The organism is Cupriavidus pauculus (genome assembly GCF_022179805.1).
Taxonomy (GTDB): Bacteria; Pseudomonadota; Gammaproteobacteria; order Burkholderiales; family Burkholderiaceae; genus Cupriavidus; species Cupriavidus pauculus_E.
Genome location: NZ_BPUO01000024.1, coordinates 22,707 through 49,681, shown reverse-complemented (window position 1 = coordinate 49,681; position 26,975 = coordinate 22,707). Strand labels below are relative to the sequence as shown.

At 67.5% G+C, this 26,975-nt stretch carries 22 protein-coding genes; 9 read left to right on the top strand and 13 right to left on the bottom strand.

Annotation, left to right across the window (positions count from 1 at the left end; genetic code table 11):
- The first annotated feature begins 8 nt into the window (after positions 1-8).
- A complete protein-coding gene (locus tag MFF62_RS29275) occupies positions 9-3,449 on the top strand; it encodes an error-prone DNA polymerase (protein WP_238267295.1) in 3,441 nt (1,146 codons plus the stop codon).
- 182 nt (positions 3,450-3,631) lie between these two features.
- Here MFF62_RS29275 and MFF62_RS29270 read toward each other — a convergent pair whose 3' ends face one another.
- The 3 genes from MFF62_RS29270 to MFF62_RS29260 are packed head-to-tail and all read right to left on the bottom strand — an operon-like array spanning position 3,632 to position 6,706.
- Positions 3,632-4,471: a citryl-CoA lyase gene (locus MFF62_RS29270; protein ID WP_238267289.1), complete on the bottom strand. Its 840-nt coding sequence runs from the start codon at positions 4,469-4,471 to the stop codon at positions 3,632-3,634.
- Positions 4,468-5,682, bottom strand: a complete 1,215-nt coding sequence (locus tag MFF62_RS29265; protein WP_238267281.1) for a CaiB/BaiF CoA transferase family protein — start codon at positions 5,680-5,682, stop codon at positions 4,468-4,470. Before MFF62_RS29265 ends, MFF62_RS29270 begins: the two co-directional genes overlap by 4 nt.
- A gap of 19 nt (positions 5,683-5,701) precedes the next feature.
- The gene (locus MFF62_RS29260; protein ID WP_238267279.1) at positions 5,702-6,706 is read right to left on the bottom strand and encodes a Bug family tripartite tricarboxylate transporter substrate binding protein; all 1,005 of its coding nucleotides are present in this window, start codon (positions 6,704-6,706) and stop codon (positions 5,702-5,704) included.
- 317 nt (positions 6,707-7,023) lie between these two features.
- Here MFF62_RS29260 and MFF62_RS29255 point away from each other — a divergent pair, with 317 nt between their 5' ends.
- Complete coding sequence (locus tag MFF62_RS29255) at positions 7,024-8,277, top strand: GGDEF domain-containing protein (RefSeq protein WP_238267273.1); 1,254 nt, start codon at positions 7,024-7,026, stop codon at positions 8,275-8,277.
- Between the two features lie 37 nt (positions 8,278-8,314).
- Here MFF62_RS29255 and MFF62_RS29250 read toward each other — a convergent pair whose 3' ends face one another.
- The 4 genes from MFF62_RS29250 to MFF62_RS29235 are packed head-to-tail and all read right to left on the bottom strand — an operon-like array spanning position 8,315 to position 12,324.
- Positions 8,315-9,385: a vWA domain-containing protein gene (locus tag MFF62_RS29250; RefSeq protein ID WP_238267272.1), complete on the bottom strand. Its 1,071-nt coding sequence runs from the start codon at positions 9,383-9,385 to the stop codon at positions 8,315-8,317.
- On the bottom strand, positions 9,382-10,395 hold the full coding sequence (locus MFF62_RS29245; RefSeq protein ID WP_238267268.1) for a DUF58 domain-containing protein: 1,014 nt from the start codon (positions 10,393-10,395) through the stop codon (positions 9,382-9,384). The genes MFF62_RS29250 and MFF62_RS29245 overlap by 4 nt, the downstream gene beginning before the upstream one ends.
- Positions 10,373-11,386, bottom strand: a complete 1,014-nt coding sequence (locus MFF62_RS29240; RefSeq protein WP_238267264.1) for an AAA family ATPase — start codon at positions 11,384-11,386, stop codon at positions 10,373-10,375. Before MFF62_RS29240 ends, MFF62_RS29245 begins: the two co-directional genes overlap by 23 nt.
- A gap of 14 nt (positions 11,387-11,400) precedes the next feature.
- Positions 11,401-12,324 (bottom strand): S1C family serine protease, encoded by a 924-nt coding sequence (locus MFF62_RS29235; protein WP_238267260.1) that lies wholly within the window; start codon positions 12,322-12,324, stop codon positions 11,401-11,403.
- Positions 12,325-12,398: 74 nt separating this feature from the next.
- Between MFF62_RS29235 and MFF62_RS29230 the strand changes: the two genes are divergently transcribed.
- Complete coding sequence (locus tag MFF62_RS29230) at positions 12,399-13,463, top strand: VWA domain-containing protein (RefSeq protein ID WP_238267256.1); 1,065 nt, start codon at positions 12,399-12,401, stop codon at positions 13,461-13,463.
- 93 nt (positions 13,464-13,556) lie between these two features.
- Here MFF62_RS29230 and MFF62_RS29225 read toward each other — a convergent pair whose 3' ends face one another.
- From MFF62_RS29225 to MFF62_RS29205, 5 genes are all read right to left on the bottom strand, one after another.
- Positions 13,557-14,978 (bottom strand): aldehyde dehydrogenase family protein, encoded by a 1,422-nt coding sequence (locus tag MFF62_RS29225; RefSeq protein WP_238267252.1) that lies wholly within the window; start codon positions 14,976-14,978, stop codon positions 13,557-13,559.
- A 195-nt stretch (positions 14,979-15,173) separates the two neighbouring features.
- Positions 15,174-17,522 carry a cytochrome P450/oxidoreductase gene (locus MFF62_RS29220; RefSeq protein WP_238267245.1) on the bottom strand — a complete coding sequence of 783 codons (2,349 nt, stop codon included), beginning with the start codon at positions 17,520-17,522 and terminating at the stop codon, positions 15,174-15,176.
- Between the two features lie 29 nt (positions 17,523-17,551).
- On the bottom strand, positions 17,552-18,532 hold the full coding sequence (locus MFF62_RS29215; protein WP_238267243.1) for a Bug family tripartite tricarboxylate transporter substrate binding protein: 981 nt from the start codon (positions 18,530-18,532) through the stop codon (positions 17,552-17,554).
- Between the two features lie 187 nt (positions 18,533-18,719).
- Entirely contained in the window at positions 18,720-19,427 is a 708-nt protein-coding gene (locus MFF62_RS29210) for a glutathione binding-like protein (RefSeq protein WP_238267232.1), read from the bottom strand.
- A 104-nt stretch (positions 19,428-19,531) separates the two neighbouring features.
- Positions 19,532-20,425, bottom strand: coding sequence for a LysR family transcriptional regulator (locus tag MFF62_RS29205; RefSeq protein WP_238267223.1), 894 nt, complete (start codon positions 20,423-20,425; stop codon positions 19,532-19,534).
- Between the two features lie 104 nt (positions 20,426-20,529).
- Here MFF62_RS29205 and MFF62_RS29200 point away from each other — a divergent pair, with 104 nt between their 5' ends.
- Together MFF62_RS29200 and MFF62_RS29195 are read left to right on the top strand one after the other, a co-directional pair.
- Positions 20,530-21,279, top strand: a complete 750-nt coding sequence (locus MFF62_RS29200; protein WP_238267216.1) for an SDR family NAD(P)-dependent oxidoreductase — start codon at positions 20,530-20,532, stop codon at positions 21,277-21,279.
- 149 nt (positions 21,280-21,428) lie between these two features.
- Positions 21,429-22,433, top strand: a complete 1,005-nt coding sequence (locus MFF62_RS29195) for a hypothetical protein (protein WP_238267215.1) — start codon at positions 21,429-21,431, stop codon at positions 22,431-22,433.
- 13 nt (positions 22,434-22,446) lie between these two features.
- On the opposite strand, the gene MFF62_RS29190 is transcribed toward MFF62_RS29195, so the two are convergent.
- The gene (locus tag MFF62_RS29190; RefSeq protein WP_238267214.1) at positions 22,447-23,238 is read right to left on the bottom strand and encodes an IclR family transcriptional regulator; all 792 of its coding nucleotides are present in this window, start codon (positions 23,236-23,238) and stop codon (positions 22,447-22,449) included.
- 134 nt (positions 23,239-23,372) lie between these two features.
- On the opposite strand from MFF62_RS29190, the gene MFF62_RS29185 reads away from it, so the two are divergent.
- Genes MFF62_RS29185 through MFF62_RS29170 form a run of 4 tightly spaced genes read left to right on the top strand, consistent with a single transcriptional unit; the run spans position 23,373 to position 26,943 of the window.
- The gene (locus MFF62_RS29185; RefSeq protein WP_238267213.1) at positions 23,373-24,554 is read left to right on the top strand and encodes a CaiB/BaiF CoA transferase family protein; all 1,182 of its coding nucleotides are present in this window, start codon (positions 23,373-23,375) and stop codon (positions 24,552-24,554) included.
- A gap of 3 nt (positions 24,555-24,557) precedes the next feature.
- Positions 24,558-25,166 carry a cysteine dioxygenase family protein gene (locus MFF62_RS29180; RefSeq protein ID WP_238267211.1) on the top strand — a complete coding sequence of 203 codons (609 nt, stop codon included), beginning with the start codon at positions 24,558-24,560 and terminating at the stop codon, positions 25,164-25,166.
- Positions 25,163-25,897, top strand: coding sequence for an enoyl-CoA hydratase/isomerase family protein (locus tag MFF62_RS29175; protein WP_238267210.1), 735 nt, complete (start codon positions 25,163-25,165; stop codon positions 25,895-25,897). The genes MFF62_RS29180 and MFF62_RS29175 overlap by 4 nt, the downstream gene beginning before the upstream one ends.
- A 47-nt stretch (positions 25,898-25,944) precedes the next feature.
- Positions 25,945-26,943, top strand: a complete 999-nt coding sequence (locus MFF62_RS29170; protein ID WP_238267208.1) for a tripartite tricarboxylate transporter substrate binding protein — start codon at positions 25,945-25,947, stop codon at positions 26,941-26,943.
- Positions 26,944-26,975: the final 32 nt, after the last annotated feature.

The following is a 26,975-nucleotide window of genomic DNA, read 5'->3' as shown; positions in this document are numbered from 1 at the left end:
GTTCGACGATGCTGCCGGGATTGTCTTCGCTGCTGCCTTCGCTGCCCGACTATGTCGAGCTGCACTGCATTTCCAATTTCACGTTCCTGACCGGGGCCTCGCATCCGAAGGAGCTGATTACCCGTGCGTTCCAGCTTGGCTACAGCGGGCTGGCGCTGACCGACGAATGCTCGGTGGCCGGCACCGCCCGCGCGCATCACGCCATCAAGGTGCTGCGCGAGGACATGTGGGAGGCCGTGGTACGCAGCGCCCGACGCCTGGCGGCGGGGCAAGCGGCGGGCGAGGTGGAGGACGTCGATGACATCGTGGTCTTCGTCACGGAGGACGGTGACGAGGAGGAGGGCGAGGGCGACGAGGACGATGATGGCAGCGATGCGATCGACTTCGGCGAGGACCCCGACGCGGCTGTGCGCCGGCACGCGGTGCTGGAAACACTGGCCGCCGCCGCCGATGGGTTCAACCTGATCATCGGCAGCCGCTTCACGCTGACGGCGGCGCCCGGCGATGCCGTGCCGCCGCTGCGCCTGGTACTGCTGGCGCAGAACCGCGAAGGCTTCGGCAATCTCAGCGAGTTCATCACGCTGGGCCGCCGCCGCGCCGACAAGGGCAACTACCTGCTGTACGGCACCGACCTGTCCGATCCGCAGCCCGACGTGCATCACCTGCGCGGCATGCCCGACTGCATGGCAATCCTGCTGCCCGACTACTGCGCCGATGCCGATGTGCTGCGCGCGCAGGCGCAATGGTGCCGCGACGTGTTTGGTAGCCGCGTGTCGATCGCGCTGGAACTGTTGCAGGGCCACGCCGAAACGCTGCATCGCGAGCGCCTGCAACAGGTGTCGCGCGACACCGGCGTGCCGCTGGTGGCCACCGGCGCGGTGGACATGCATGTGCGCTCGCGCAAGCCGCTGTCCGATGTGCTGACGGCGATCCGGCTCGGCACGCCGCTGCCCCAGTGCGGCACGGCGCTGGCGCCGAACGCCGAGGCGCACCTGCGCATGCGCCAGGTGCTGTCGCGGCTCTACCCGCGCGAGACGCTGGCACGCACGCTGCAGATCGCCGACCAATGCCGCTTTTCGCTCGACGCGCTGCGCTACGAATATCCCGAGGAACTGGTGCCCGATGGGCTGACGCCAATCGGTTACCTGCGCCAGGAAGTGCGCAAGGGAAAAGCCGAACGGTTTCCGCACGGGATGGAGCCGGAATGGGAAGCGCAGCTCGAAGGCGAACTCGAACTGATCGAGGAAAAGCACTACGAACCGTTTTTCCTGACCGTGCACGACATCGTGCGCTTTGCGCGCGAGCGCGGCATCCTGTGCCAGGGGCGCGGCTCGGCCGCCAATTCGCTGGTCTGTTACTGCCTGCATATCACCGAGGTCAGCCCCGAGCAGGCCAACCTGCTGTTCGGGCGCTTTCTCTCGCGCGAGCGCGACGAGCCGCCCGACATCGACGTCGACTTCGAGCATCAGCGGCGCGAGGAAGTCATCCAGTACATCTACGGCAAGTACGGCCGCCATCGCGCCGCGCTGGCGGCGTCGCTGATCACCTACCGCTCGCGCAGCGCGTTGCGCGACGTGGGGCGCGCGCTCGGCATCGACCCGGGTGTGGTGGAGCAGGTGGTGAAGGGCCAGGCGTGGTGGGACGGCGGCACCGCGTTCATCGAACGCATTGCGCGCTACGGCCTCGATCCCGAGTCGCCGGCCGTGCTGCAATGGGCCAGCCTGACCGAACAGCTACGGGGCTTTCCGCGCCACCTGTCGCAGCACGTGGGCGGTTTCGTGATTGCGCGGCACAAGCTGTCGCGGCTGGTGCCGATCGAGAACGCCGCGATGAAGGACCGCAGCGTCATCCAGTGGGACAAGGACGACCTGGAGTCGCTGGGGCTGCTCAAGGTGGACGTGCTGGCGCTGGGCATGCTCACCGCCATCCGCCGTGCGCTGGCCATGATCCCGAACCCCGAGCCCGAACGCGCGGGCCTGCCCACGCGCATGGAAGACCTGCCCGAGACCGACGACCTGACCTACAACATGATCTGCAAGGCCGATACGGTGGGCGTATTCCAGATCGAATCGCGCGCGCAGCAGTCGATGCTGCCGCGCCTGCAGCCGCGCCAGTACTACGACCTGGTGGTGGAGGTGGCCATCGTGCGGCCCGGGCCGATCCAGGGCGGCATGGTGCATCCGTACCTGAAGCGGCGCGAGGACCTGCGCCGCACAGGCAAGATGCCAACGTACTTCAACGATGTGATCCGCCGCGTGCTGGGGCGCACGCTGGGCATTCCGATCTTCCAGGAACAGGTGATGCAACTGGCCATCGAGGCCGGCGGTTTCACGCCGGGGCAGGCCGACCAGCTGCGCCGCTCGATGGCGGCATGGCGGCGCCGTGGCGATCTGAAGAAGCACCAGGACGCGCTGGTGCGGGCACTGACCGGGCGCGGGTATCCCGAGGCGTTCGCGGTGGCCATCTGCAAGCAGATCGAGGGGTTTGGCGAATATGGTTTTCCGGAAAGCCATGCGGCCAGCTTTGCCAAGCTGGTCTACGTGAGCGCGTGGATCAAGTGCCATTACCCCGACGCCTTCCTGTGCGCGCTGCTCAACAGCCAGCCGATGGGCTTCTATTCGCCGTCGCAACTGGTGCAGGAAGCGCGCCGCCACCTCGTGGTCACGCAGCCCGTGGACGTGACGATCAGCGGCTGGGAAAGCGCGCTGGAACCGCGCCGGCCGGGGCAGCCCCATCGCGATGTGCGGCTGGGGATGAATCGCGTCAAGGGCATGCGCGAGGCCGCGGCATTGCGCATCGAGGCCGCGCGCGCCGAACGGCCCTTCGACAGCGTGGAAGACCTGGCCCGCCGCGCCGCGCTGGACGCGCACGATATCGACGCACTGGCCGCGTCCGATGCGCTGGTGTCGCTGGCTGGCCACCGGCGCCAGGCCCGCTGGCACGCACGCGGCGCGGCGGTGCAGACCGCGCACCACGACCTGCTGCACGAGGCGCCGCCGCGCGAGCACGCCCTGGCCCTGCCCGAGCCGAAGATCGGCGAGGATGTGGCGGCCGACTATGCAAGCCTGGGGCTGTCGCTGAAGTGCCACCCGCTGACGCTGCTGCGGCGACGGCTCAACGCGCTCAAGTACATCACCGCGCAGCAGCTATCACGGCTGGGCAACGGTAGGCTCGTGCGCGCATGCGGCATCGTGACGGTACGCCAGCGCCCGTCCACGGCCAGCGGCACGATCTTTACCTCCATCGAGGACGAAACCGGATCGGTCAACGTGATCATCTGGCCCGACCTGGTGGAGCGCCAGCGCAAGGAAGTACTGGGCGCCACGCTGCTGGGCGTGATCGGCACCTGGCAACGGCAGGGCGAAGTCCGGCACCTGGTGGCGCAGGAACTGGTGGATTTGAGTCCGCTACTGGGGCGGCTGATGGTGGGGAGCCGGGATTTTCATTGAGGGAAGCTTGTTCCCGACGCTGTCTTGCTCCCCTCTCCCGCATGGCGGGAGAGGGGCTGGGGGTGAGGGTAACGAGGGTCTGCTTGCCGACATGTCGCAATTTGCAGCGCTGCGCCCTCACCCCCAACCCCTCTCCCACGTTGTGGGAGAGGGGAGCAAAACCAAAACCAGTGGAACTAGCCCTACACCCCAGGCACATCCCGCTGCGCTTCCCCGTCGTACGTCCACAAAAACTGCCTCGGAATCGGGCCCTTGTTGCGGCCGCCTTGCTGTGTCTGTTCCCAGGCGTGCGACAAAATGCCAACCGAGCGTGACAGGCAGAACAGACCGCGCGCCAGCGGAGCGGGAAAGCCCAGTTCGGCGTAGATGACGGCCGTGGCGCCGTCGATGTTCATCGGGATCGGCTTGTCGCGGCCTTCGCCCAGCTTGCGCTCGACGGCGCGGGCGATGGTGGCGTAGCGGCCCGTCACCACGCCGTCGCTGGCGGCCTGGTCCACCAGTGCCAGCAGGCGCGGTGCGCGCGGGTCGAGCGGGTGGAAGCGGTGGCCGAAGCCCGACACGAACTTGCCGTGCAGGTCGCGATAGTTGGCCAGTCCGGCGGCCACGGCATCGTCGAACGGAGTGCCGGCATCCACGCGCTGCGCGATGTCCTGGTACAGCTCCACGGCCTGTTCGCCCGCGCCGCCGTGCACGTCGCCCAGCACGTTGACGGCCGATGCCATCGCGTTGTTCAGGCCCACGCCGCAGGTGGCCGCCATGCGCGCGATGGCGATGCTGGGCGCCTGCGGGCCGTGGTCGACGGCGGCCATCAGCGCCGCGTCCAGCAGTTGGCCCTGGCGCTTCTCGGGCAATTCACCGCGCAGCATCAGCCAGATCATCTGGGCAAATGACACGTTGCCGATCAGTTGCTCGATCGGGTAGCCACGGTAGCGGATCTCGCCGGGCTTCATGTCGATGATCTCGGTGCGCCACCAGTCCTGCGAAGCCTGCCGGCCGGCGTCCATCGGGAATGCTTGGCTCATAGTGCGCGCTCCTGCTTGAGTGTGGCGATGTCGTCGGCACCGTAGCCGAGTTCGCCGAGGATGTCGTCGGTATGCTGGCCCAGCTGCGGCGGCGGTGTGTCCACCGACGGCGCCGTGCCGTTGACCTTGAAGCCGGTGCGGACCAGGCGGATGTCGCGGCCCACGCCGGGCACATTGGCGAAGTCGCCGATCATGCCGCGATCGCGAACCTGCGGATGCGCGAGCACGTCGGGCACCTTCAGCACCGGGCCGGCCGGTACGCCGGCATCGTTCAGCAACTGCCACCATTCCGTGGCCGGCTTCTTCGCCAGTTCGGCTTCCAGCTCGGCGGTCAGTGCCGCGCGGTTGGCCAGGCGCGCCTGGCGCTCGGCAAAGCGCGGGTCCTGGGCCAGGTCGGGGCGGCCCACCACGCGGCACACGGCCTCGAACTGTTCCTGCTTGTTCGCGGCGATGTTGAGCGGGCCGTCGCCGGTGCTGAAGGTGCCGGACGGGCTGGCGGTCATGTTCTCGTTGCCCATTGGCACCGGGTCCTTACCCGCGATCAGGTGGTTCGACACCTGCCAGCCCATGGTGGCCATCGTGGCTTCCAGCATCGAGACATCGAGGAAATACCCCTCGGTGCGGTCGCGGTCCGCCAGCGACGCGGCGATGGCAAACGCAGCCGTCATGCCGCCGATGGTGTCGGACACCGGATAGCCCACGCGCAGCGGCGCGGTTTCGCGGTCGCCGGTGATGCTCATCACGCCGGACATGCCCTGGATGATCTGGTCATAGGCGGGCAGGTCAGACAGCGGGCCGTCCTGGCCAAAGCCAGAGATCGCGCAATAGATCAGGCGCGGGTTGACCTGCTTCAGCTCGTCGTAGCCCAGGCCTAGCCGCGTCATCACGCCGGGGCGGAAGTTCTCGACCACCACGTCGGCGTGCTGCACGAGCTTGCGGAAGACTTCCTTGCCGCGCGCGTGCTTGAGGTTGACCGTGATCGACCGCTTGCCCGGGTTCTGCGCCAGGAACGACACGCCCATCAGGTTGCGGTTCAGTTCCGCGTCGGCGCCCAGCTGGCGCGCTAGGTCGCCGGTGCCGGGCGTTTCCACCTTGATCACCTCGGCGCCCATATGGGCCAGCTGGTGGCAGCAGAAGGGCCCGGCCAGCACGTTGGTCAGGTCGAGCACGCGGATGTTGCGAAGCGGCTTGTGCGGAGTGTGCGTTTGCATGGGGTCCTGCCCGGAAAAATTACTCAACGCGGGCGCCCGAATCCTTGACGATCGTGCCCCAGCGCGTGTTCTCGCTCTTGATGAACGCGGCCAGCTCGGCGGGCGTGCCGCCGCGCGGTTCGCTGCCTTCGTCATGCAGGCGGGCGATCGTTTCCTTGTCCTTGAGCGCCTTGTTCACTTCGGTGTTCAGCTTGGCCACCACGTCGGCCGGCGTGCCGGCCGGTGCCACCAGTGCCTTCCAGTCCTCGGCCTGGAAACCAGCATAGCCCTGTTCCGCCACGGTCGGCACGTTGGGCAGCAGCGCCACGCGCTTGACCGACGTCACCGCCAGTGCGCGCAGCTTGCCGGCCTTGATCATCGGCATGGCGATGGGCGGCGTGGCGAAGTAGAAATCGGTCTGGCCGCCCATCAGGTCGGTCAGCGCGGGCGACGCGCCCTTGTACGGCACGTGCAGTGCCTTGAAGCCGGCGCGGCGCTGGAACATCTCGCCGGTCAGGTGGCCCACCGTGCCGGTGCCGGCCGATGCCATCGACAACTGCTTGGTCTTGGCGGCCGCCACCAGGTCGGCCAGCGACTTGTACGGTGCGTCCTGGCGCACGATCAGCACCACGGGCTGCGCGGCCACCAGCGCCACGGGCGTGAAGTCCTTGACCGCGTCGTAGGGCATCTTCGGGTACAGCGTCGGGTTAATCGCCAGGTTGGCGGTCTGGCCCATGCCCATCGTGTAGCCGTCGTTCTTCGCCTTGGCCACGAGATCCAGGCCAATATTGCCGCCGGCGCCCGCGCGGTTTTCCACCACGACGGTCCAGTGGGCGGATGCGCCCACCTTATTGAACACCAGGCGCGACAGCACGTCGGTGCCACCCGCCGGCGGGAACGGCACTACCAGCCGGATCGGCTGGGCCGGGTAGGCATCGGCGGCGATGGCGATGGCGGGTGCGGCCAACAGCGTGGGTGCGATGGCAACGGCCAGCAACGTTTGAACGAACTTGCGGCGCAGGGGCTGACGGGTCAGGCAGGTCATGCAGGTCTCCATTTCTGATGTTCTGTAAGATAGAACAACGATCTTAAAGAAGGAATGATCGTGAGAATAGGAGCGATGGGGGAGGCTGTCAAGCCGGGAGGCGTGCGGGGGATTTTCGGGCGGGGAAAGTGGGGGTAACCAGGGTGGCACGCAGGTGCCGTACCCGGCTTGCCGGGGGTGCGCCATGCGTGGCGCGCGGGCTATGATGCGTGCTTTGCGTCGTTTCAAACAAACGTGTCCGCGTTTTGGTCGCCCATTGAGGGTTAACGTGGATAACGGCAGCCGCCTCCGGTCGCTTTAAGAGGAAAACGATTCCCGTGCACCTGGCTCAGCAGACGATTCTGGTCGTCATGATGGTGGTTTTCTCCAGCACGCTGGTCATGGCCGCGGGGCTGGTGCTCGCGCTGCGCGCCAGCGCGGCGGGGCGTCTCTGGGCCGTTGGCCATGTGGTGGCCTCGGGCGCCGGGCTGGTGGTGGCGGCCAGTGCCGCCGGCGATTCGATCCAGCTTGCCGCGCTGGGTGCCGGTGCGTACCTGATCGGCCGGCTCACGATCTATCGCGGCGTGCGCGTCTACTATGGCCTGCCCGATCATGCGCTGCCGCTGCGCATCGTCGGACTGGCCACGCTGGTGCTGCTGGTGCTCGCCACGGGCCTGGCCGACGGCCGCCTGCTGCTGCATGGCGTGGCCTACGGCATGCTGGCCATGATCTCGTTCAGTACCATCGTCACGATGCTGCGCAGCCGCCGTGGCCGCACCAGCATTGGCGGTCCGCTGGTACTGGCGTCGCATCTCGTGCTGCTGGGGTCCCAGGTGGCGGCACTCAGCTACGGTGCCGCTTTCAAGGGCACCGCGATCACCCCGTTCTTCCTGCAGACCAGTGCCTCGATCTGGCCTCTGGCGCCGCTGGTGGCGGTGCTGCTGGGGCTGTTCGGCTTCAGCATGATGGCGATGGAGCAGATCATTGCCCGCAATGAAAGCGGCGCGCGTCTCGATGCACTGACCGGCCTGCTAAATCGCGGCGCGCTGGACATGATGGCCATCGGCCTGGTGGCACGCTGGCAGCGCGACGGCGATCCGCTGTCGTGCCTGGTGATCGATGTGGACCACTTCAAGCAGGTCAACGACCGCCACGGCCACCATGCCGGCGACCAGGTGCTGCGCGACATCGCGGCAGCGCTCGACAACTCCCGCCGCGCGTCCGACATTGCCGCGCGCTACGGCGGCGAGGAGTTCTGCATCCTCTGCCCGCATACCGACGAGCACCAGGCCACGGCGCTGGCCAACCGTATCCTGCGCAAGGTCAGGGCGATTGCGCTGCCCGAGGGCGATGGCCCCGGCTGCGGCCACGCCAGTGTCAGCATCGGCATCGCGCAGTTGCATGGTGGATCGTCGAGCCGCGACGGCCTGTGGCGCAATCTGTTCGCCGATGCGGACCGGGCGCTCTACATGGCCAAGAAGCGGGGGCGCGACCAGTTCGTGCTCGCGTCGAGCATGCAGCCGGCCGACTCGTCGACCGTCTCGTCGACCGTCCCGGTGGCGCCCGAGCAGGATTGCGTGAACCCGGCCTGAGCTGCCACCGTCCACGCCAACGTACCTGCAGCAACACCTACAGCACGCGTCCGAACCACCACAGCGACAGCAGCCCCGCGCACGTGGCCAGCAGCGCGCCCAGCGCGGCAAAGAACGCCGTGACTTCCACCTGGTCGCGCTTGCCGTGGGCCAGCTTGGCATTGATGGCGCGGTACACGGTCTTCAGGCGCGACGCATCCTCCAGGCGGAAGTATTCGGCACCGGTGGCCTCGGCCACCTGTTTCAGCACCGGCTCGTCGAGCTTGACGCGCGCCGACCAGCCGTCCGCCTTCAGCACCACGCCTTCCAGCGTGCCCACGCCCACCGTGTAGATGCGCACGCCATGGCTGGCAGCCAGTTGCGCGGCCTGCAGCGCGGCCGGGCCGGCATTGCTCTCGCCATCGGAGAACAGCACGATGGCGCCGGCGGCATACGATCCAGGCAACACGTTGTCGTCGCTGTCCGGGGCCATGGTCTTGGGTCCCGGCGCGTCGTCATTCATGAGCCGCGCGGCGTCGTCGGTCAGTTGCGGCATCAGCGTCGTGAGCGCGATCAGCAGGCCATTGCCCAGTGCCGTGCCGCCCTGGGGCTGCAGCTTGTCAATGGCGGCGGCCACATCGTCCTTGCGGCGGCTCGGGGCCTGCGCCACGGCCGCCGTGCCGGCCATCGCCACCACGCCCATGCTCACCCCCGCCGGCTGGGCATCGAGCAGCACCTTGGCCGCGCCCTGGGCCGCGCGCAGGCGGCTGGGCTTGATGTCCTGCGCGCGCATGCTGCCTGACAGGTCGATGACCAGGATGACCGTCTCGATGCGTGACGGCAGCGTCAGCACGGCCTGGGGCCGCGCCACGGCTACCACCAGCGCAGCCAGGGCCAGCAGCGCCAGCACCGGCGCCACATGGCGGCGCCAGCCTGCCACGGCCTTGGTCGATGCCCCGGCGGCTCCGGTGGCGGACATGCGCAGCGCCGGGTAGTGCGCGGCCGCACGTCGGCGGCGCGCGTCGAGCCACACGTAGCCGGCGCCCAGCAGCAGCACCAGTGCCAGCAGCCACAGCATCGCGGGCCACAGGAAGCTGAAGACAGGCAGCCGGCTGATCACGTCGATCATGCGACCCCCCGCGCCGTGGCCCGGGCCACCCCAAGGCGGGTGCTGCGCTGGCGGGCAAATTGCAGCAGCGCCAGGTCCAGGCGGGTATCGGTGGACAGCGTCAGGCAGTCCACGCCACTGCGGGCAAAGCCCAGGCGCAATTCCTCCTCGCGTGCTTCGGCCATCGCGGCAAAGCGCTTGCGAAAGCCCTTGTCATGGGTGTCGACGAACATCTGCTCGCCGGTCTCGGCGTCCTGCATCACGACGACGCCCAGGTCCGGCAGCGCCAGTTCCAGCGGGTCGACCAGCCGCACAGCCACCACCTCGTGCCGCCGTGCCAGCAGCGCCAGCGACGCCTGCCAGCCGGGCGCGCTGATGAAATCGGATACGACGAACATGACCGAGCGGCGCTTGGCCACGGTGCGCGCGCGCTCCAGCAGATCGCGCAGCCGGGTGTCGCCCGGCGATGCGGCGGGCGTGGCGTGCATGCGGTCCAGCAAATGCAGCAGGTGCCGGCGTCCGGCGCGCGCCGGAATGACCGAGGCGTCGGCAGGAGCCTCCTTCGCGCCGCCAGTCCCACCGCCATAAAGCACAGTGCCCACGCGATTGCCGTAGCGCGTCAGCAGCAGCGCCATGACCGTGGTGAAATCGGCCAGCAGGTCGCGCTTGCGCACGGTGCCCGAGCCGAAGTCGATCGATCCGCTCAGGTCCAGCAGGAACCACGCCGCGACCTCCCGATCTTCCTGGTACTCGCGCACATGCGGCGTCTGCAGCCGGGCGGTGACATTCCAGTCGATATGCCGCACGTCGTCGCCGGGGTGGTATTCGCGCAGGTCCGCCAGGTCCAGCCCGAAGCCGCGGAACAGCGTGCGGTAGTCGCCTTGCAGCAGGCCGTCCAGCCGGCGCGCGACCGTCCATTCCAGCCGACGCAGCAGCGCATCGGTCTGGGCGGCGCCCACGCGCACGGCCCCGCTGCCGGGTACGACGGCGACCGGGCCGGGCCGGGACTTAGCGCGCAGCCGCCCGAACATGGGATTCCATCGGGCGTTCGGGTACCGGCAGTGCCTGCAGGATGCGGGCCACCAGTTGATCGGCCGTCACCGAATCGGAGATGGCCTCGTACGACAGCACCAGCCGATGGCGCAGCACGTCGGGCACCAGATCGATCACGTCCTCGGGCAGCGCGTAGTCGCGGCCGCGCAGAAAGGCCAGTGCGCGGGCGCCTTCGATCAGACCGATGGTGGCACGCGGGCTGGCGCCGAACGACACGTAGCGGTCTAGGTCCTCCAGGCCATAGCTGGCGGGTTTGCGCGTGGCCGCCACCACGCGTACCGCGTACTGGATCAGGCCCGGGTCCACGTACACCCTGCGGCACTCGTCCTGCAGGCCAGCCAGGTGCTCGGGCGTGGCAATTGCATTGACGCCGATGCGCGGGCCGGTCACGCGGTTGACGATCACCACCTCTTCTTCCTCGCTGGGGTAGCCCACCAGCACCTTCATCATGAAGCGGTCCACCTGGGCTTCGGGCAGCGGGTAGGTGCCCTCGGTCTCGATCGGATTCTGCGTGGCCATGACCAGGAAGGGCATCGGCACCGGATGCGTCTCGCCGGCAATCGTCACCTGCCGCTCCTGCATCACTTCCAGCAGCGCGCTCTGCACCTTGGCCGGGGCGCGGTTGATTTCATCGGCCAGCAGCAGGTTGGCGAACACCGGCCCGCGCACCGTGGAAAACTCGCCGGTGCCCTGGTTGTACATGCGCGTGCCGATCAGGTCGGCCGGCAGCAGGTCGGGCGTGAACTGGATGCGCTTGAACGACCCGCTCATGGTGCGCGCCAGCGTGTTGATCGTCAGCGTCTTGGCCAGGCCGGGCACACCTTCCACGAGCAGGTGGCCGCCGGCCAGCATGGCCACCAGCACCCGCTCCAGGAAATGGTCCTGTCCCACCACCACGCGTTTCACCTCGTACAGCAGGCGTTCCATCAGGTCGGCGCTGTCGCTGGCGCCCCGGGCTTGGTCGTTCATAGGCCTCCGCGTTGTCAGAAGGGTGAGGATCCAAGCGCCATGCCGGCGCTCTCGATGGTGATGGCAAAGCCGATGCCGAGGAAAGTGCCGCTCGGGTTGGGGTTGAGGATGGCGGTGACGATGCCCACCACCTCGCCGTTCAGGTTCACCAGCGGGCCGCCCGAGTTGCCGGGATTGACGGCGGCATCGAACTGGATAAGCTTGTCCAGGTTCTGCTTGCGGTCGGGCGACACGAACTGGCGGTCGAGCCCGGAGATCACGCCGGACGATACCGACGGGCCGATGCCGAACGGAAAGCCCACCGCCACCACCTCCATGCCGGGCGTCAGCTCCTGGCTGGAGCCCAGCGTGGCCGCCGGCAGGTCATCGGGAATCGACCTGGGCTGGACGATGGCCAGGTCCTTTTCCGGCATGGCCTGCAGCACCGTTGCCTCGGACGTCTGGCCGTTGTGGAACCTGACTTCGAGCCGTCGGGCGTCGGCCACCACGTGGTAGTTGGTGATGATGGTGCCGCTTTCGGTCACCACCACGCCCGAGCCGATGTGGCGTGCCTCCGACCTGGGCTCGGGTTGCTCGCGGCCCTTGGGCGGGTCCACGGCGGCTGCCTCGTCGCGCGGCGCCGGGGGCGATTTCGGTGTGGTCTTGTTCTTGCCGTCAGGCGGCTCGCGCTTGCCCCGGGGGCCAGCGGAGGGCGGTTCGGGTGGTTTCTCGGGGGCGAAGCTGCGGATTTCCACGACCGATTCGCGGATGGCCTCGGCGGCGCGGGCGGTCTGCGAGGGCAGGGTCTTGGTCTGCAGCGTGTGCAGCACGGCGGCGTCGATGTCGGCTTGCGTGAGCTTGCGTGGCGGTGGCTGCGACAGCCACGCGAACCCCACGCCAGCCGCGACCACCAGGACAACGGCCGCCGAAACCATTCCGTAGATCGTCACGCGTTTCATCGCTGCCCCTGGTTGACGTCGCGTCTTAAAAAATACAGTACCATCCTCTTACCCACTGCGCCAAGGAGCAGGGCATGCAGTTTCTCTGGCCGCAAATGCTCTGGCTGCTGCTATTGCTGCCGCTACTGGCGGCGATCTACGTCTATCTGATCGCACGGCGCAAGAAGGCGGCCCTTGTGTATGCGAGCCTTGCATTACCGCGCGCCGCCATGGGGCCCCGCCAACGCCTGCGGCGCCACATCCCACCCGCACTTTTCCTCATCGCGCTAGGTGCCGCCTTGCTGGCCTGCGCGCGCCCCAGCGCCACCGTCACCCTGCCTTCCGACACCATCACGCTGGTGCTGGCGATGGACGTGTCGCGCAGCATGGAAGCCAACGACGTCGCTCCTACCCGCATCGCCGCCGCCCAGCAGGCCGCGCGCGAGCTGGTAACGGGGCTGCCGTCCAGCGTGCGCCTGGGTATCGTCTCGTTTGCCGCCACCGCCGCCGAAGTGCTGTCACCGACCGATAACCGGCAGGACATGCTTGATGCACTTGACCGCTTTCAACTGCAGCGCGGCACGGCAACGGGCAGCGGACTGATCCAGGCGCTGGCCGTGCTGTTTCCCGACGATGGCATCGACCTGGAAGCGGTGCTGTTCAACGATGGGGCGCCGGTGGGCGCGCGGCCGTCCACGTCGCTCGACGAGGCTGCCGCTGCCGATGCCGTGCGCAAGCGCGCCCGCGAGCGGGCGCCGGTGCAACCGGGGTCTTACCGCCACGGCGCCGTGATCCTGCTCAGTGATGGGCGCCGCACCACCGGCCCGGATCCGATCGATGCCGCGCGCATGGCCGCGCAGCGTGGCGTGCGGGTCTATACCGTGGGATTCGGGTCGGCGCAGGGCGGTGTGGCGGGCGAACCGATGCTGTCGTACTTCATGCAGCTGGACGAACCCGCGTTGCGCGCGGTAGCCACGCTGACCGGCGGCGAGTACTTCCAGGCGGGGTCGGCCGCCGACCTGAGCCGCGTCTACCGGCAGCTCAGCGCGCGCTTTGCGCTGGAGCGCAAGGAAACCGAAGTCAGCGCGCTGTTCGCCGCAGTGGCGGTAGCGTTGCTTGTCATCGCATGTGCGCTATCGGTCTTGTGGTTCCGGCGTTAGTGTGCCGTTAATCCCCGGTTGTGTGCGGTAGCGAACCAAACTTGCCGAAGGCAGGCATTTCGGACAGTGCTGCACTGCACTGGTACTGCTCCCCTACGCCACCCCGAGCACCGCTTTTGGCTCCAGGAACGCCTCCAGGCCGAAAGCGCCATATTCGCGTCCGATCCCCGACTGCTTGAAGCCACCGAACGGCGCGGCCGGATCGTGCGACACGGTATTCACGAGCACGCGGCCCGCATCGATGCGCGTCGCCACGTCGCGCGCCCGCGCCATGTCGGCGGACAGCACGTATGCCTGCAGTCCGTACGGCGTGTCGTTGGCGATGGCCACCGCTTCGTTGAGGTCGCGATAGGTCAGGATCGACAGCACCGGCCCGAAGATCTCCTCGCGCGCGATCGTCATGTCGTTGGTGACATCGGCGAACACGGTCGGCCGCACGAACCAGCCCGCCTCGATGCCTTCGGGTCGGCCCGCGCCACCCGCGATCACGCGCGCGCCTTCTTCGATGCCGATGCCGATATAGCGCTGCACGCGATCCCACTGCTTCTGGCTGACCATCGGCCCGATCGTGGTGGCCGCATCGCGCGGATCGCCCGCACGAATATCGGCCACCGCCGCCGCCACGCGCCGCTCGAACTCGCCGGCCATCGCTTCGGGCACCAGGATGCGCGTGCCGGCGATGCAGGCTTGCCCGCTGTTCATGAAGCCGGCCTGCATGGCCAGCGGCACGGCCTGGTCGAGGTTGGCATCGTCGAGCACCACCACCGGCGACTTGCCGCCCAGCTCCAGCGTCGTACGCTTGAGCGAATCGGCCGCGTTGCGCAGAATCTGCTTGCCCACCGCCGTGGATCCCGTGAACGACAGCTTCACCACATCGGGATGCGAGGTAATGGCCGTGCCCACGGTGTCGCCGCGACCGGTCACGATGTTGAACACGCCCGGCGGCAAGCCGGCCGCGTGCAGCGCATCGGTCACGACGCGCGTCTGCAGCGCGCTCATCTCGCTGGGCTTGACCACGGCGGTGCAGCCAGCCGCCAGCGCCGCCGCAAGCTTGCCGGCGATGAAGCCAGCGTCGTTGTTCCAGGGCGTGATCAGCCCGGCCACGCCGATTGGCTGCATGATCACGTCCGACGTGCCCATGCGGCGCGTGAAGGCATAGCCTTCGGCCACGCGTGCGGCGTCACGCAGCACCTCGCTGGCATGGCGCGCCATCCAGCGTGCGCGCGAAGCCGGGGCGCCGTATTCCTCGACGATGGCATCGAGCAGATCGTCCTCGCGCGCCAGCACTGCCGCATGCATGGCCATCAGCATATCGGCGCGCTCGCGCACCGGTGTGCGGGAAAACGCCGGAAACGCGCGCCGGGCCGCCGCCACGGCGCGGGTCGCGTCCACTTCGTCAGCCAGTCGTACATGGCCAATCACGGCCTCGGTGGCGGGGTTGAACAGCGCGAAGCGTTCTTCGCCGTTTGGCGTGACAAACGCGCCGTCAATGTAGACCTGGTCGATGGAATGCATGGTGTGTGGGGGCAATGAGGGTTGCGTTGCCGACACGATAGGCTGCTGGTGGCGCGCTGGCTAGCCATACGAACGTTTAGGCCGGGCTAAACGCTGGTAGCTGGGGTGTTTGTTTTTTGCTTTTTGTTTTGTCTTTTTTTTGCTCCCCTCTCCCGCTATGCGGGCGAGGGGAGCTACATCACTGGCAGATATCTGCTACAACGCCAGCACAATCCTCCCGCCCTTCACCGCCCGCGAGCAGCACGACATCATCCGGTTGTTCGCCTCGCGCTCGCTGCGGGTCAGCACCACGTCACGATGGTCAATGTCGCCGGCCAGTACGCGCACCTCGCACGACCCGCAAAGTCCTTCCTCGCAATCGCTCTGCACATCGATATTGGCGCAGCGCAGTGCGGTCAGCAGGGTCTGGTCCGCCGGCACATCGAGCGTCAACCCCGAATCCTTCAATTCCACCGTAAACGCCTGTTCTTTCGACGGATCGAGCGTGCCCAGCGTTGAGCTGAAATGTTCCACACGCAGCGTATCCTCGGGCCAGCCGGCGCAGCACGCCTCCAGCCCTTCGATCATTCGTGCAGGTCCGCATGCATAGACCTGCGTGCAGTCCTCCGGCCGGGCCAGGATCTGGGCGAAGTCGGCGCGCGTGCCTTCGTCGGCGGCATGGATCTGCAGGCGGTCGCCGTGCAGCGACGCCAGTTCGTCAAGCAGCGCCATGGCCTGGCGCGACCGGCCGCAGTAGTGGAACACGTAGTCGATGCCTAGCTCGCGCGCACGGCGCGCCATCGCGCTGACCGGCGTCACGCCGATACCGCCGGCGATGAAGATGGCTTTGCGGCAGCTTTCATCGAGCCGGAAGTGATTGCGTGGGCCGCGCACCTTCAACTTGTCGCCCGCGCGCAGTTGGGTATGGATCCACGCTGAACCGCCCCGGCTTTCTTGGTCACGCAGCACCGCGATCTCGAAGGCGGCGGTGTCGACCGGGTCGCCGCACAGCGAGTACTGGCGCGAGATGCCGGTATGGCCGCACTCCACGTCGAGATGCGAACCTGGCGACCAGCGCGGCAGCGGGCGGCCGTCCTGCGAAACCAGCCGGATGCGCAGGACATCGTCGGCGGCTGCCGTGACCGCCTCCACGACCAGCGTGCGGCCGATATTGCCGGTGGGCTCGCCGATGCGTACGGCATCGTGCGGCGCCAGCACCGAGCGGTCGCTGCGTTCGGGATTGCGCGCCGGGTCCCATTCCACCCACAGGTGCTCGGGGCCACGGAACGACGTGTTGGGGACGTAGGTGAAGGCTTGCTCGGCCAGGCGAAGGTGGGGCAAGCGGCTGGTCAGTTCCTCCAGGAAGATCTGCATCTCCATGCGCGCCAGGTTCTTGCCCATGCACTGGTGCGCGCCGTAGCCGAAGGTCAGCTGGTCGCTGGCATTGTCGCGATGGATGTCGAACAGGTCGGCATCGGCAAAATGGCGCTCATCGTGGTTGGCCGACGACGTCACGATCAGCAGTTTGCTGCCGGCCGGCAGCCGGATGCCGCCCACCTCGGTGTCCTGCGTGACGATGCGCCGCCACGCGGCCACCGAGCCGTTGTGGCGCAGGCATTCCTCGACGGCATTCGGAATCAGCGCGGGGTCGTTGCAGATCTCGCGCCAGACGTCGGGATGCTGCAGCAGCAGCTTGATCGCATTGGCCGACGCATTGGCCGTGGTCTCGTGCGCGGCGACGATGCCGGCCATCATCATCGAATGCAGGTACGAATCGGTGACCACCTCGGGCACCTCGCGCTGCTTGCGGATGCCGTACTGCATCCAGCCGGGGCCGGCAGGGTCTTCGCGCATCTTGTCGAGGATGCGCCCCGCCAGTTGCCAGAAGTTGCCCACGGCGTGGGCCACCGCCACCTGTTCCTCGGGCTTGGGGCGTCCCCACGTATTCACCGTGTGGGCGATCGAATACTGGCGCAGCAGATCCATGTCTTCCTCGGGCACGCCGAGGAAGTGCAGGGCTACGGTCAGTGGTACTTCCCACAGCATCTGGTCGACCAGGTCCGCACGGCCATCGTCGATGAAACGGTCCACGTACTCGCGCGTCAGCCGGCGCACGAGGGGTTCGTGGTGCGCCAGCTCTGCCGGCGTGAACGGTTCCATCAGCGCGCGGCGGCGCGGCATGTGGGCGGGCTCGTCCTCGTTGACGAGCGTGCGGTTCATCGCATAGCCGTACGACGCCAGCACCGCGTTGGCGGCATCGCCCGTGGGCGTGATCTTTTCCAGCGCGATGGCCGGGCTGAACGTGAGGTTGTCGCGAAAGACGGCCTTGATGTCGTCGTAGCGCGTCACCACCCAGTAGCCGAGCTTCGGGCTGTAGAAAACCGGTTCCTGCTCGCGCGACCAGCGCACGTAGTCGGGCGGGTCCTGCTGGTAGCCGTCCTCGAACGGATCGAACGCCGCGGCGTTGTGGCTGACCGGGCAGCCATTGGGCGCCCGGCCCGGGTCAGGCGCCGTGTGGTCGAACGGGCAGCCCGCACCGGGCGCGGGCGTGTTGGACTGGGTCATGCGGCAACTCCACCTGCAAGGTACGGATATCAGTCGAGCGAGATCTTGAGATCCTGGATCAGTTTGGTCCAGCGCGTGGTCTCGCTGCGCAGCAGGTCGGCAAACTGCGCCGGCGAATTGCCCACCGGCTCCACGCCAAAGTCGACCAGCTTCTTGTTGATGGCGGGGTCCTTCACGGCCGCCACCACCTGCCGGTTCAGCGTGCCGATGACCTCGGGCGGCGTGGCGGCCGGCACCACCATGCCCACCAGCGCGGCGGCTTCCACGTTCTTGTAGCCGAGTTCGGAGAAGGTCGGCACATCGGGCAGCTGCGGCAGGCGCGTGGCGTTGGCCACGGCCAGCGGACGCACCTTGCCGCCCTTGATGAAGCCCGCGCCGGCCGCGAAGTCGACCATCATCGCCGGGATCTGGCCCGCCGCCACGTCGGACAGCGCGGGCGCCGCGCCACGGTACGGCGCGTGCGTCATGGTCAGATGGGCTTCGGTCTTGAGCAGTTCCATCGCCAGATGGTGCGGGCTGCCGGCGCCGGCCGAGCCGTAGTTCACGCCGCCCGGCGTGGCCTTGACCTGGGCGATGAATTCCTGCGCCGTCTTGGCCTGGCTGCCGGGGCCGACCACCAGGATCATCGGAAAACGGCCCAGCAGCGTCACTGGTGCCAGGTCGCGCGTCGGATTGTAGGAAAGGGTCTTGTACAGCGCGGGGTTGAAGACCAGCGTGCCGTTGTCCGCCGACAGCACCGTGTAGCCGTCGGGCGTGGACCGTGCCGTTTCCGATGCGCCAATCGCGGTGTTGCCGCCCGGCTTGTTGTCCACCACCACCGGCTGGTTCACGCGGGTGGACAGCCCCTGGCCGATCGTGCGTGCCAGGAAGTCCGAGCCACCGCCGGCCGGGTAGGGCACGATCCAGCGGATCGGCTTGGCGGGGTAGGCGTCGGCCGCAACCGCCGGGGTGGCGGCCATGGCGGCCAGACAGGACAGGGCAAGCAGCGCAACAGGCTGGAAGCGGGGCATTCGAGTTGTCTCCTTGGATTTTTGGCCGGTCATCGGGCGATGGGCCTGCCTTGTTGTGCGTAGATCATATACGCATTGGGTTCCCCGCGAGATTGGGGGAACGCCTATCCATGGAGACGCTTGGGTGGCCCCTTTCCGACCCATCGGCGACGGGGCGGAAAGGGGCAATTACCGCATATTTGACCAGTTATTCCGGCCGCTTCGGGATGTTCACTGCGCGCTGCACGGTGGGGCGCGCCTCGAAGGCCTTGAGCACGCGCGAGACTTCCGGAAAGTCCTGGATACCGACCAGTTCGCCGGCCTCGTAGAAGCCCAGCAGGTTGCGCACCCACGGGAACGTGGCGATGTCGGCAATCGTGTAGTCGTCGCCCATGATCCACTGGCGGCCCTTGAGCCGTTCGTTGAGCACGTTCAGCAACCGCTTCGATTCGCCGACGTAACGGTCGCGCGGACGCTTGTCCTCATAGTCCTTGCCCGCAAACTTGTGGAAGAAGCCAATCTGGCCAAACATCGGGCCAATCCCGCCCATCTGCCACATCACCCACTGGATGGTCTCGTAGCGCAGCGCCGGGTCGGCCGACATGAACTTGCCGGTCTTCTCGGCCAGGTACACCAGGATCGCGCCCGATTCCCACAACGGCAGCGGTTTGCCGCCCGGGCCATTGGGGTCGATGATCGCCGGAATCTTGTTGTTCGGGCTCAGCGACAGGAATTCCGGGGACATCTGGTCGTTCTTGTCGAAGCGCACCAGCTGCGGCTCGTACGGCAGCCCCGTTTCTTCCAGCATCAGCGATACCTTGATGCCGTTGGGGGTATTCAGCGAATAGAGCTGCAGGCGGTCGGGGTGTTGCGCCGGCCATTTCTGGGTGATCGGAAAGTCGGACAGGGCAGTCATTTGGGGGAATGTCGTCTTGTGGCGAAAGTGGGGATGGTAATGGGTTCCGCGCAATGTTGCCTGGCAGTACGCAAATACCCCTGATGCCGACGCTTGAGCGCGGGCTAGGACGATGCGGGCCGTCCAGCCAGTTCCGCCGCCACGAAATCGATGAACACCTTCGCGCGGGCCGGCAGGCGGCGGCCAAAGCCGTGCAGCACCTGCAGCGGCACGGGGCGCAGCGGCACGTCGGGCAGCACCACGCGCAGGCGGCCGGCGTCGAGATCGTCCTGGACGATCGTCCGCAGCAATTGCGCGATGCCCAGGCCGTTCACGGCGGCGGTGCGCATGGCTTCGCCGCTGTCGGAATCGAATACACCTTCTTGCTGCACACGGCTGCCATCGGCGAAGGCCAGCGGCAGGATCTGCCCGGCCAGCCGGTAGCGCACGTGGCGGTGTTCCTGCAGATCGGCCACGGTGCGCGGTTCGCCATGGCTGGCCAGGTAGGCAGGGGACGCCACCAGCACCAGCGGCAAGTCGGCCAGCGGGCGCGCGTACAGCCCGCTGTCGGCGGCGCGGCCCGCGCGCAACGCCAGGTCATAGCCTTCGCGGATCAGGTCCACGTGCTGGTCGCTGATGCCGATATCGAGCGACAGACGCGGATGGCGCGGCATCAGCCGGGCGGTGATCGGTTCCAGCAGCGAGCGGCCCAGGTCGCTGGGCATGCTGACGCGTAGCCGGCCCACGGCCGCCGACGACTTCGCCAGCACTTCCGATGCTTCCTCCAGTCCACGCACCAGCGGCGCCACGCGGGCGTGGTAGGCCGTGCCCTCGTCGGTCAGCACGAACGCGCGCGTGGAGCGGTGGAACAGCTTCACGCCGAGCCGTGCCTCCAGCCGCGAGACGCTCTTGGATATGGCCGACGGCGTGGTGCCCAGCAGCCGGGCGGCGCCGGTGAACGATCCGGCTTCCACGGCGCGCACAAAGGCGGACAGGCCATGCAGGCGTTCCATTGACATGGATGACAAATTGGCACAAGTGAAGCGCCCATTGTAAGGCTGCCGGTGCGGCTGGGGCCGGCGTAGATTCGCACCCGTCATCAACAGGAATGCGAAGGAACATCATGAACAGGCTCGCTGGAAAGGTTGCGGTAGTCACGGGCGGCAATAGTGGGATTGGCTTGGCGATGGCAAAGCGCTTCGTGGCCGAGGGTGCACAGGTGGTCATCGTCGGCCGCCGTGCCGACGCCGTCGACGCCGCCGTGGCCGAACTTGGTACCAGCGCCATCGGCCTGACCGGCGATATCGCCGACCTGGCCACGCACGACCGCGTGGCGGCGCTGGCGGCCGAGCGCTTTGGTGGCGCAGATATCTACGTGGCCAATGCCGGCATGAACCTGATCACGCCGTCCGCGCAGGTCAGCGAGGATGAGTACGACGTGCAGTTCGCCACCAATACGCGCGCCGTGTTCTTTGGCGTGCAGAAGATCGCGCCGGTGCTGCGCGATGGCGGCGCCATCCTGCTGGTCAGCTCGATTGCCAGTGCAAAGGTGCTCGACGGCCACGCGGTCTACGCAGGCAGCAAGGCCGCCATCGAGGCATTCGCGCAAAGCTGGGCGCTGGAGTTCAAGGGCCGCGGCATCCGGGTAAACGTGATCAGTCCGGGGCCGGTCGATACGCCGATCCTGGCCAAGCTGGGCGTGGCTCCCGAGGCGCGGCCGGCCTTCGAGGCCACCATGGCGGGCGCCATTCCGCTGGGCCGGCTGGGTCGTGCCGAGGAAGTGGCCGCGGCGGCGCTGCTGCTGGCAAGCGCCGAAGGCAGCTTCATCACCGGGGTCAACCTGCGCGTCGATGGCGGCATCGCGCTGACCTGACGTCCTTTTGGATGACAGCGCCGGCAGGGCGGGTTGGCAAGGAAGCGGCGCAATGACTACTCTCCATTTGGCTATTCAGTCTTCTGGATGGTATCCGTCACACGGTGACGGATCATATCCTGTGGCGACAACGCAATGGGAGGCGCAGCATGAGGACCTTGACCGGACTCTTTGCCGGTTGCCTGCTGGCCGCCGGCTGCAGCACCGCGCCGGCGCCAAAGGCGCCACCGGCGCCCGCCTTCAGGGCGGATGACAACAGCGGCAAGCCCAGGCAGGCCGCGCAAGGCTGGGTCGCAGCCAACAAGGACTGGTCCGCGGACAAGGTCCTTGGCGCCATCCTTGCCCTGCCGGAAAACCGTGGCATGAAGGACTTGCTGGCGTCGCCGCAGTGTGCCGAGCCGCTCACCAAGGCGCAGGCGGCGCGTGCAGCCAGCGCGGCGAACGGCGCATCGGTCAATACGCCGACATCGTTCGTGGTCACGGGCACGCGGCTCGTGGCGGACCTCTTTGCGGACAAGGACGCCAGCGGCCCGGAACAGCTCAAGCGCGACGCGCTCAGCGCCAGCAGCGCTGATGTCAGCTTCTCGGCGGCCGGCTTCCGTAACGTCCGGTGCGCGGTCTTGGCGCGCTATGCCGAAGGCGACGCGCCCACGCGGCCCGGCCTGCTCGCCGTACTGGCCATCGAGCAGAAGCTGCAGGACGGCAAATTCACCGATCACTTCCGCTTCCGGCCGCTCTATGTGCGTGCCGGCAATGCCACGGCCAAGACGGCGGCAGGCAGTGCCGCGCAGCCATCGCGCATTGCCGTGTCGTTCGCGCTGGTGGCGCGGCAACTGGTGGTCAACCAGGAAGGCGCGGCGAACTTTGCCGAACTGGGCTCGGCCGTGACCACCGTGGCGCGTGTGCCGCTCAACGGTGCAGGCATGCCGTGCGCGGCGCCGCAGTGCAGCGGCATGTCGCAGCCGATTCCCATACCGGTGGCGCGCGGCACTGTGGCGCTCTCGATTGGCGTGGCCGAGGCTGGCGACGTCGGCGCCGAGATCGATCAGGCGCGGCTGGAAATGGAGGCCATGAAGGCGGCGCGCGGCGCGGGACAATCCGCACCCGCGCCAGTGGCGCCAGGGCCAGCCGACCGCCGCCCGCGCAACCCGTAGCGCGGCGTACCGCTCAGCGCAGCGCGCCCCAGTGGTTCGTCACGCGCAGCAGCGACGCGTGGGGGCCGATCTCGCCCAGCCCGGTCGATAGCTGCTCGGCCGCTTCGCATACCGGCGGGGCCAGGTCGCGCAGGCGCGTCGTGCGCAAGCGCGTATCGGGCCCCGAGATGCCGATGGCCGCGATGACGGCCCCGGTACCGTCGAAAATTGGCGCGGCCAGGCCGTTCACGCCCGGCCGCCATTCGCCACGATTGATCGCATAGCCCGCACGGCGCACGCGCTGCATTTCATGCAGGAATGCCTCGGGATCAGTGATGGTGCGCGGCGTGGCCGGTTCCAGGTCGTGCGCAATCTCGGCCAGCCACTGCGGATTCCTGAAGGCCAGCATGGCCTTGCCCGTGGCCACGCAGTGCGCCTGCGAGCGGCCGCCGATCTGGCTGTAGGCGCGGATCGGGTTGGGACACTCCACCTTGTGCACGTACACCACCTCGCGGCCGTCCAGCACGGACAGGTGCACCGATTCGCCGGTGGACTGCATCAGCGCCTCCATCAGCGTATCGGCATGCCGGCGCAGATCGAAACTCCAGAGCGCGGCCGAACCAAGTTCCCAGAGCTTGATCGACACCGTATAGCTGGCCGGTGGCACGCGTACCACGTAGCGCTCATCCACCAGCGCCTGCAGCAGCCGGTGCGCGCCGCTCTTGGGCATGCCCGCCATGACGGCGAGCTCGCTCACGCCAATCGGCTTGCCGTGGCGCGCCATGATGTCGAGCAGGTGAAGCCCTTTGATCAGCGTGTTGTTCATGGAACGGAGCATCGGGCGCCCGGCGGGGTGCGGGCAACTGTTCCAAAGTGTAGAACACCCGCGTCAAAATGAGGAACGGTTCTAGACTCGGTTTCAACGTCGTGCATCCGGCGGCGACGACTCACCATGACACCATGACCGACATCCGAACCGAAGACCTGCCCCTGCGCGGCGTACGCGTGCTGGAATTCTGCACCGTTGCCGCCGGCCCGTTCTGCGCCATGCTGCTGGCTGACATGGGCGCCGACGTGATCAAGATCGAGCCGCCCAGTGGCGACACGCTGCGCAGCTGGCCGCCGATCACCAACGGCTTCAGCGAGAACTTTGCCTCGCTGAACCGCAACAAGCGCTCGGTGGTGCTGGACCTCAAGCGCCGCGAAGACCTGGATGTGGCGCTGGCGCTGTGCGCCCAGGCCGACGTGCTGATCGAGAACAACCGTCCGGGCGTGATGGATCGCCTTGGCCTGGGATATGCCGAGCTGAGCACGCTGCGTCCCGAGCTGGTGTATTGCTCGATTTCCGCGTACGGCCAGAGCGGCCCGCGTGCCGCCGAGGGCGGTTTCGACCTGACGATCCAGGCGGCGGCCGGCGTGATGAGCGTGACCGGCGATTCCGATGCACCAGTCAAATGCGGCGTGCCGGTATCCGACTTCGCTTCGGGGCTGTACGGCGCGTTCTCGATTGCCAGCGCGCTGCTGCAGGCACGGGCCCGCAAGCGCGGCATGCACCTCGATGTGCCGATGTTCGGCTGCACGCTGGCCATTGGCGCCCTGCAGACCAGCGAGTACTTCGGCACCGGACGCAGCCCCGGCAAGCTCGGCTCGGCGCATCCGCGCAATGCGCCATACCAGGCGTATCGCGCGGCCGACGGCTACTTCGCCATCGCGGCCGGTAATGACAGCCTCTGGCGCGCGGTGCTGCGTGCGGTGCAGCTCGAAACGCTGGCCGAGGACCCGCGCTTTCTCTCGCCCACGCTGCGTGCGCGCCATCAGGTGGAACTGAAGACGATTCTCGAAGAGGTGTTCGTGCAGCAGGGCGTCGATCATTGGATCGACGTGTTCCGCGATGTCGGCGTGCCGCATTCGCGCATCAACGACTATGCGCGCGCGCTGGAAGATCCGCAGGTGGACCACATGCGCTGGGTCAGGGACCTTGAACTGCCGGGCGGTACCCAGACCCGCACGTTCGCCTCGCCAATCCGCATCGATGGCAAGGCGGTACCAGTACGCTCCGCGCCGCCCACGCTGGGCGAGCACTCACAGTCCGTGCGCGATGCCTTTGGCAGCGCCAATGCCAGTATCGATCAACAGGGATAAATCATGTCAGCCGAACACGCAACCGATGTCGCAGCCGAAATCTCGGCAGACCGCCAGGCCCTGCCTCGCTTCATCGCGAAGATGGACGACATCGTCACCGAAGCCGTGCCCGAACCCGAAACGCTCGCACGTGTGGGCGCCGCACTGGGCGAACTCGTGGCGGCGGACAACTGGCTCGATCCACAGTTTGCAATGCCGCATCCCGAGTACTACCGACAGTACCTGCTGCACGCGGACCCACAGGGCCGCTACAGTGTGGTGAGCTTTGTCTGGGGACCGGGACAGAAGACGCCGATCCACGACCACTGCACCTGGGGCGCCATCGGCATGTTGCGCGGTGCCGAAACGGGGCAGGCGTACACGCACGGCGACGCCGGCATGGTGGCCAGCGGCGAGCCGGAACGGCTGGAACCCGGCGACGTGGCCTATGTGTCGCCATCGATCGGGGATATCCACGTGGTGCGCAACGCGTTCGATGACAGGGTGTCAATCAGCATTCACGTCTATGGCACCGACATCGGCAAGCAGTCGCGCCATGTGTTCGATGCCACCACGGGCGCCGCCAAGACCTTCATCTCTGGCTACGCCAACGCGGACCTGGTGCGCTCATGAGTCAGGCACCGCTCTTGCAGCGCCGCGAAGGCGACGTCTGCTACCTGACGCTCAATCGGCCGGAGCAGGGCAACGCGCTATCCCGGGAACTTGTAGATGCGCTCGATGGCGCGCTCGACGATTGCGCGCAGCGCGGCGTCGCGGCCGTGGTCATCGAGGGCAACGGCCGCCATTTCTGCACGGGATTCGACCTGTCCGGCCTGACCGACGAAACTGACGACGGCCTGCTGGCGCGCTTCACGCGCATCGAGCTGATGCTGCAGCGCGTGGCGCGCGCGCCGTTCCACACGGTGGCGGTGGCACAGGGGCGCGTGATGGGCGCCGGCGCGGACCTGTTCGCGGCCTGCGCCCAGCGTGTGGCGCTGGATGGAGCGAGCTTCGCGTTCCCGGGCGCTCGCGGCTTCGGGCTGGTGCTGGGCAGCCGTCGGCTGGTGCAGCGGGTTGGCGCAGAGCGTGCGCGGGGCTGGATCGAAAGCGCGTGCGTGTTTCGCGATACCGAGGCACTGGGTGCGGGTTTGGCTACCGCTTGCGCAGCGTCGGCGGAAGATGTCGTGCTGGAGCGTCCGGCCAACCGAACGGACTGCCTGCTCGATGGCGCCATCGACGGCCATGCGGAAATCGATGACGCCCGCGACTTGGCCGCGCTGGTGCGGTCAGCGGCAGTACCGGGCCTGCGGCAACGCGTGGCCGACTACCTGCAAAAACAGGCGCAGGCGCGCACGTCGCGATAGCGGGCAAAAGATCCGCACGTGGCACCCCCAATTGGAGGAGACAGATCATGAAGCAATGCATCAGGCAGGGCGCGGCAGTGGCAGCTATCGCAGCTATCGCCATGACGGGGCTGTGCGCGGGGCAGGCTTACGCGCAGGGCGAAGGGCCGTATCCATCCAAGCCGATTCACCTGGTGGTGGGCTACGCACCCGGTGGCGGCACCGACATCATGGCCCGGCTGATCGGCCAGCGCATCGGCACCGAACTGGGCCAGCCCGTGGTGGTGGAAAACAAGCCCGGCGCCGGCCAGAACATCGCGGCAAGCTACGTGGCGCGCTCGCCCGCCGACGGCTATACGCTGCTGCTCAGCTCCAACGCGCTGGCGGTCAACATCAGCCTCTACGGCAAGCTCGACTACGACCCCGTCAAGAGCTTCGCGCCGGTGGCGGTGTTCGGGCAAAGCCCCAACCTGATGGTGGTGCCCGCCGCGCTGGGCGTGAACACCGTGTCCGAGTTCGTGGCCTACGCCAAGAAGCAGAACGCCAGTGGCGTGAACTTCTCGTCGTCCGGCGCCGGCAGTTCGCAGCATCTGGGCGGCGAGCTGTTCCGCCAGGAAACCGGCATCAAGGCGAGCCACGTGCCCTACAAGGGATCGGCGCCGTCCATCGTCGCCATCCTGAGCGGCGAGGTGCAATACACGTTCATCAACATCCCGTCGGTGATGGCCGTGAAATCCAGCAACCGCATGCGCGTGCTGGCCGTCACCAGCGCCAAGCGGTCGCCGTTGATGCCCGATGTACCGACCATGACCGAAGCCGGCATGCCGCACATGACCATGGCTGCGTGGTACGGCGTGCTGGCACCGGCCGGTACGCCGCCGGCCATCGTCGACCGGCTCAACGCAGCCATCAACAAGGCGGTGAACGACCCCGCGTTCCGCGAGCGCATGCAGACGGAAGGCGCCGAGACCATGGCCGAGTCGCCCGACTACTTCAAGCGCTTCCTTGCCAACGACATCGCGCGCTGGCGCGAGGTGGTGAAAGCCGGCAACGTCAAGGTCGAATGACCGGCGTTCCAACCATCCTCATCGATTCATTT